Genomic DNA, 7,207 nt, shown 5'->3' with positions numbered 1-7,207 from the left:
ATTTTATTAATTATTAACCAACAAATGACAGGTTACAACTATATATTATCTATAGGCGTCAACCAATGACGTGTTTATTTCTAATAAAAAATAAAAACCCCGCATCGTGACGATACGGGGTTTTTATTTTTTATTAAAACTTAAAAACGTTTTGCTTAAGCTTAAACCAAAATTAGCTCAATTGAGCAACGTTGATTTTATCTGCTTCTTCAGTATACTCTTCCATACGGTCGAAGTTCATGTATTGATATACTTCATCGCCCATGCTGTTTAGCATACCAGCGTATTGCTGGTACTCTTCGTTAGTCGGTAGTTTACCGATGACCGCAGCAACAGCTGCAAGCTCTGCTGATGCTAGATATACATTAGCACCTTGACCTAGACGGTTCGGGAAGTTACGCGTAGAAGTCGATACCGCAGTAGACTTCGGTGCGATACGTGCTTGGTTACCCATACATAGCGAGCAACCTGGCATTTCAGTACGTGCACCAGCTTGTGCATAGACGTTGTAATAACCTTCTTCCATCAACTGGCGCGCATCCATCTTCGTTGGTGGCGCAATCCATAGACGAGTTTTTAGGCTACCTGCTGGTACGTCTTGCAGTAATTTACCTGCTGCACGGAAATGACCAATGTTAGTCATGCAAGAACCGATGAATACTTCATCAATCGGATCGCCTGCAACGTCAGCTAGTGTCTTAGCATCATCTGGATCGTTCGGGCAGCAAAGAATAGGTTCTTTGATATCTGACATATCGATAGTGATGTCGATTGTGTACTCTGCATCTTCATCAGCACGCATTAGACTTGGATTAGCCAACCATTCTTGCATCGCTTCGATACGACGGCTAATAGTACGAGCATCGCCATAGCCTTCTGAGATCATCCACTTAAGCAGCGTGATGTTTGAGTTTAAGTACTCAGTTACTGAATCTTCAGATAGTGTGATTGTACAACCAGCAGCACTACGCTCAGCTGAAGCATCAGATAACTCAAATGCTTGCTCTGCAGTTAAGTCTTCTAGACCTTCAATCTCAAGAATACGGCCGTTAAACTCGTTGATTTTGCCTTTCTTATCAACGGTTAAGTAACCTTCTTTGATTGCTTGATAAGGAATCGCATGAACAAGGTCACGTAAGGTAATGCCAGGTTGACGCTCACCTACGAAACGTACACGGACAGATTCAGGCATATCAAGTGGCATTACACCAGTAGCTGCAGCGAATGCGACTAGACCAGAACCTGCTGGGAATGAGATGCCCATTGGGAAACGTGTATGTGAATCACCACCAGTACCAACGGTATCTGGCAATAGCATACGGTTCAACCATGAGTGAATGATACCATCGCCTGGGCGTAAGCTCACGCCACCACGGTTCATGATGAAATCAGGTAGTGTATGCTGAGTCTCAACATCAACTGGCTTTGGATAAGCGGCAGTGTGACAGAATGACTGCATTACTAGGTCTGATTGGAAACCCAAACATGCCAAATCTTTTAGCTCATCACGTGTCATCGGACCAGTAGTATCCTGAGAACCAACAGTCGTCATCTTAGGCTCACAGTACATACCAGGACGTACGCCTTCTAGACCACAAGCTTTACCAACCATTTTCTGTGCTAGCGTGAAGCCTTTACCAGTATCAGCTGGTTCTTCTGGCTTAGCAAATACGTCTGAATGACCAAGACCCATGTATTCACGAGCACGGTTAGTCAAACCACGACCAACGATCAATGGAATACGACCACCAGCACGAACTTCGTCAAGCAATGTTGGCGAGTTTAGCTCAAATTTTGACAATACTTCATCAGAGTCATGCTTAGTGATTTTGCCTTCATACGGATAAATGTCAAACACATCACCCATGTTTAGGTTATCAACCGCTACTTTTTCAATTGGCAATGCGCCAGAGTCTTCCATAGTGTTAAAGAAGATAGGAGCGATGTTGTTACCAAGTACCAAGCCGCCACCGCGTTTGTTCGGTACGTTAGGGATGTCTTCACCCATGAGCCATAGTACTGAGTTAGTCGCAGACTTACGGCTAGAACCTGTACCTACAACATCACCGACATAAGCCAACTGATGACCTTTTTCTTTTAACTTATCGATCAGTGTCATTGGACCAACAACACCTTCTTCGTCAGCATCGATGCCGTCACGAGAGTTTTTGTGCATGGCTAACGAATGTAATGGGATATCAGGACGACTCCACGCATCCTGCGCAGGTGACAAGTCATCAGTGTTAGTCTCGCCAGTTACTTTAAACGTCGTGTACGTTGTTTTTTCTGGTACAGCGTTACGGTTTAAAAACCACTCAGCATCGGCCCATGATTGAATCACTTCTTTAGCAATATCATTGCCTGCTTCAGCTTTTTCAGTCACGTCATTGAACGCATCGAATACGAGCAAGGTTTTCTTTAATGCTTCGGCTGCGTCTTGTGCAATTTCAGCGTCATCTAACGCCGCAACCAATGGTTGAACGTTATAACCACCTTGCATAGTACCCAAGATTTCTACGGCTTTTTTCTTATTGATAAGTGGCGATGATGCTTCACCCTTTAAGATAGCGGCTAAAAATGCAGCTTTAACGTAAGCTGCTTGGTCAACACCAGCAGGAATACGGTTTTCAAGCAGATCCATCAAAAATTCGTCTTCGCCTGCTGGTGGGTTTTTTAATAACTCAACCAGCTCTGCCACTTGTTTTTCGTTAAGTGGTAGCGGAACCGTTCCTAGCTCAGCACGTTCTTCGACATGTTTACGATAAGCTTCTAACACAATAGTCGTCCTCGTCAATTTGGGTTAGCACAATACGTGGGTAGTCAGTATGACTGCCTGCGTCTATGTACTACTCGATGAAATGTTATCCATACAATCATAGCTCAAAACGGTCAAAATGTTAATGGTTAAGGCTGCAAAAGCCTCATAATAATGACATATTGGTCATTTATTAAAAAAATAGTACCATCGACCGTATGGCTTCTACTCTACTACAGCCCTGATCTAGATTGCTATATGCGAATTAATAAAATAAGTAAAAAATTATCCAAACACTCCTTCTTTCTGATTTATAGAAATCGACTTGGTTACTAGAATGTGTCCTATGTGATACTGCTCGACAGATATGACTTGAAAAAATAGCTTCTATGCACAAATACTAAAGACATCAATACTAGAAATAACCATAATGAGGAGAATCATGAGATGACGAGCGACGACAACTACAACAATGGCCTCCAGGCTCGTACGGAAGTGATGGGTGAGCAACATGTAAAGCGCTCACTCGATTCAGCCACGGCGTTTACTCAGCCATTACAAGACTGGATTATTGAGCATGCCTGGGGTAGTACTTGGCAAGACGATTCAGTATTACCTCGTAAATATCGATCTTTAATCACCATTGCCTTTTTGATTGCACAAAAAAGTCCAAATGAGCTCAAAGGGCATATCCGCGGGGCGATTAATAACGGAGCAAGCGTCGCTGAGATTCGTGAAGTGCTTATGCATAGCCTGCCTTACTGCGGTGCGCCTGCAACCCAAGAAGCATTTCGTGCTGCTATAGAGATACTGAACGAGCTGGAAGTAGATTTAGACTCTTAGAGGCAGACGCTTAAAAGTAGTCATCAAACAAAAGATAATAGTCGTCTTAACAATATTGTTTAAAAAACCAGACCTAAATCTCTGCTATAATATCTTCACTTAACATACATTCTAAAAATTCCATGAACCCTTATGCTATAAAGGGTTAAGAGACAGCTCTATTATGACAACTGCCGTACAAACACATGTCCCTGCTGCCAAGGTCAAACCCAAAAAAGCCATCAAAGGTGAAAAGCTGCGTGGCTACGACAAAGTTGCTCGCATCCCAATTAAAGTCATTCCAACCGTCGAGGCCAAGAAAAAGCCAGATTGGATTCGAGTAAAAATGTCATCGCCTGCCGAAGTGGCGCGCATCAAAGCGACCTTGCGCGAACAAAAACTCTATACTGTTTGCGAAGAAGCTGCTTGCCCCAACCTTCCACAGTGTTTCGCTGATGGTACAGCGACCTTTATGATCATGGGTGATATCTGTACGCGTCGCTGTCCATTCTGTGATGTCGGTCATGGGCGTCCCAATGAGCTAGATAAAGACGAGCCACGTCATACTGCTGAGACCATTCAAGGTTTGGGTCTTAAGTATGCGGTGATCACCTCTGTGGATCGTGATGATCTAAAAGACGGTGGCGCTGGTCATTTCGTTGAAGTGCTAAATGAGTCGAGAGCATTGAGCCCGAACTGCTTGATCGAAATATTGGTACCAGATTTCCGTGGTCGTATGGATATCGCTCTAGACTTGCTAACCGAAACGCCACCAGATGTTTTTAACCACAACATCGAGACGGTACCACGCCTTTATAAAGCATTCCGTCCAGGCTCTGATTATCAGCACTCGCTCGACTTGCTAAAAGTCTATAAAGAGCGTCGCCCTGATATCGCCAGCAAATGTGGGTTTATGGTCGGTCTTGGTGAAACTGAAGAAGAGATTTATGAGTTGCTTGATGATCTAAAAGCTCATGACGTCGATATGATTACTATCGGTCAGTACCTGCAACCCAGCAAAAACCACGCACCTGTTGACCGTTATGTGCATCCAGACGAGTTTCAGCGTTATATGGACTATGGCAAAAAAATTGGCTTCTTTAGCATTTGGGCAGGCCCGATGGTACGCTCAAGCTACTTTGCCGATCGTCAATATTATGGCGAGGACTGCCCTGCACCAGTCCGTAGTAAGAAAGCGCTAGAAGCTGAAGGCAAGCTGGGTTGTTAGAGCCTCACTTGCAATATTAATAGCATAAAAAATCACATCAAAAAGGGAGGCTTATCATAAGCCTCTCTTTTTGATGCAGTGAATATGCAGCGGCCGCATCTCCTGCAAACAGTTGCCCTATCAGATTGATATTACGATATGTTTAAACCACTCAAGCAGTGACCGGCACTTTATTAAGAAGCCAATAGTGAGCCGTAAACTTACCGCGCAAGAAGGTTCGTGCTCCTATAACAGCAATACTTATATCATCAACAATACGCCCATTGCCTACTTTTCCTGCCCGCTTTGTTCGCAACTGTACTGTTTGTCAAGAGTTCACGAGCCAAGCTGGCTTGCAAGGATGTAACCGTTTTACTCAATCAAAGCCATATCAGCATAGACTAAATTGACAGTTATTATCTTTGGTGCGTAGCATCTATCTCTTATTCAGATTCCAATTATAGTCAGCATAACTGATCTTTGTTTTACCGTTTTTCAATGCCGTTGTTTGGGTACTGTTAAGCCCTAAAGCAGCACTGTATCGACCTAAAAATCCTTGCAAGTCACCTGTGCCGCGCCAGTTACTCTCGAAGTCTTCCTTGTACCATTTAAATATTGGCGAAACTTCTAAGGTATTGCTTTTTTGGCGGTTGCGACTACGATCAGCTAGGAACTTACTGGTAGCTTGCTCCAGTTGAGTATCCAGACGTTTGCCAGTAAAGGCTTCATCTTGCAACGCAGGACAGCCAATACTAGCGCAGTTGACGGCAAAATGAATGCGCGGATCATTGTAACGCTTTGAGCCACGTATGAGATTGTGTTCAATATCGTCGAGCGAACGGGTTTTGCCCAATAGAGGAATGAACTCTTGCTTCCACGGTGAGCCGAGGATACCGCCAATATCTTTAATAGATTTGAGATTGGGGTATTTGGTCAGTACGAGATCTACCGTACCTGCATTATAAACATTGATCAAAAATGCCAACTGCTCATTCTTATTCCAACGATTAAATTCAGACTGCGTGACATCACCAGTCGCTTTTAAATAATTGGTTAGCTTGGTTTTGTCCGACTGCATCCCTGCGTAGTTGACCACGGATGCTTTGCCACCATTGGTCATCGTCACATGCTTATCGAGCAGCGTATCCCAACTGCTGTGATTAAAGTCAGCATAAGCGGCACTCGAAAATATCAGCGTCGTCGCCATTAAGGTTTTGGTTATTTTACTCTTAGAAAAATATTTATTAATCAAAGGAGCTTTACGCTCAGCCATCTTCGTTGTTACTGCTATATATCTGGACATCGTATAAACTCTCTGTGTGACCGTCTCAACATTTAAACGCTACTGTTTTTTGTGACGATGTTTTATTTTAGATTCAGTGGTACTTTAGATTCAGTGGTACTTTAGATTCATTGATACTAGGTTAATTATTATCTCACTGTTTAACAATTCTATTATCACACAGCTTAATACTTAGTGTAACTAATCAGGCGTGTTGTTTTAAGTCGAGCCCAAGGTGCATATCTACAGATTTCAACACATATTGAAGGCGCATCGTATTAATAATCCATACAATTATAAAATCATGCTTAAATGAAGCCATACTTAAATAGTGAGTAGTAGTGAGTAAAGATTAGGGCGTGTTGAACATTCGACCATGGCACTGACAGAGCGTATTTTTTAGACGATTTGAAGATAAAAAGAGCAAGTATAGTCATTCTATACGTTTGTTTTTATCAATAAAGCGGCAAAAAATACGCCTGTCCCAACAATTTATTGATAGAAAGTGGTCTGATGTTAAAATTGTTCTATACGGCGTTGCAAGTCTTGCTAAGGTATTAACATTATCTTTAACTTGCGCCTTGTCTGGAACAATTTTAGTCATCAGCAGTGCCTATTTGTGAATGTTCAACACGCCCTAAGACGTAAATATATTTGACCTTAACCCGCTTTGTCGTTAGATTATCGATAGCCAAAATACGAGCAGAGTTTTTATCTGCATACCCCTGCTTTAAGGAAACCTGTATGAGCCACCCAGAGCCAATCATATCTTCTGATAATACTCACTATCTACACCATAGGTTTTTTGAGCCCAGTGATAGCGCCACTGCTATAACAGCTACCCTGCTGATTGCCCATGGCATGTCCGAGCACAGTGGCCGCTATGCAGATTTCGCACAGTTTTTAGCAGATAATGGTGTTGCAGTAGCCACTTATGATCATTTGGGTCATGGAAAAACAGTCAAAACAGAAGTGGATTTGGGTTTTTTTGGCGAGGAACACCCCGTACAGTCGCTACTGAAAGATGTCATCGTCATGGCTGACAGTTTAAAAGCCCGTCATCCTGATGTGCCTCATTTCGTCATGGGTCACTCTATGGGCTCATTCATTGTACGTAATGTCATGAAGCACCACGCACATA

The 7,207-nt window shown here is 42.9% G+C and carries 5 protein-coding genes; 3 read left to right on the top strand and 2 right to left on the bottom strand.

From position 1 onward, the window contains the following. Positions 1–172: 172 nt before the first annotated feature. Positions 173–2,776 carry a bifunctional aconitate hydratase 2/2-methylisocitrate dehydratase gene (acnB, locus tag L0J61_RS07905; RefSeq protein ID WP_301465882.1) on the bottom strand — a complete coding sequence of 868 codons (2,604 nt, stop codon included), beginning with the start codon at positions 2,774–2,776 and terminating at the stop codon, positions 173–175. A 426-nt stretch (positions 2,777–3,202) separates the two neighbouring features. Here acnB and L0J61_RS07900 point away from each other — a divergent pair, with 426 nt between their 5' ends. Both L0J61_RS07900 and lipA read left to right on the top strand, forming a co-directional pair. After that, complete coding sequence (locus L0J61_RS07900) at positions 3,203–3,598, top strand: carboxymuconolactone decarboxylase family protein (protein ID WP_301465880.1); 396 nt, start codon at positions 3,203–3,205, stop codon at positions 3,596–3,598. A gap of 163 nt (positions 3,599–3,761) precedes the next feature. Further along, positions 3,762–4,805, top strand: coding sequence for a lipoyl synthase (gene lipA / locus L0J61_RS07895; protein ID WP_301465879.1), 1,044 nt, complete (start codon positions 3,762–3,764; stop codon positions 4,803–4,805). Positions 4,806–5,220: 415 nt separating this feature from the next. On the opposite strand, the gene L0J61_RS07890 is transcribed toward lipA, so the two are convergent. After that, a complete protein-coding gene (locus L0J61_RS07890; RefSeq protein ID WP_301465877.1) occupies positions 5,221–6,087 on the bottom strand; it encodes a DUF547 domain-containing protein in 867 nt (288 codons plus the stop codon). Positions 6,088–6,810: 723 nt separating this feature from the next. Here L0J61_RS07890 and L0J61_RS07885 point away from each other — a divergent pair. Next, positions 6,811–7,207: alpha/beta fold hydrolase (locus L0J61_RS07885; protein WP_301465875.1), on the top strand; the 397-nt coding region annotated here is incomplete at its 3' end.

The sequence above is a fragment of the Psychrobacter sp. genome, assembly GCF_030457785.1.
In the GTDB taxonomy this organism is placed as follows: Bacteria; Pseudomonadota; Gammaproteobacteria; order Pseudomonadales; family Moraxellaceae; genus Psychrobacter.
Note: the sequence above shows the minus strand (reverse complement) of the source record. Positions and strands in the feature narration are given on the sequence as shown.

Excerpts from the sequence above, each read along its gene's own strand:
- L0J61_RS07900 (WP_301465880.1), top strand. The coding sequence starts at position 3,203 with ATGACGAGCGACGACAACTACAACAATGGCCTCCAGGCTCGTACGGAA.
- lipA (WP_301465879.1), top strand. The coding sequence starts at position 3,762 with ATGACAACTGCCGTACAAACACATGTCCCTGCTGCCAAGGTCAAACCC.
- L0J61_RS07890 (WP_301465877.1), bottom strand. The coding sequence starts at position 6,087 with ATGTCCAGATATATAGCAGTAACAACGAAGATGGCTGAGCGTAAAGCT.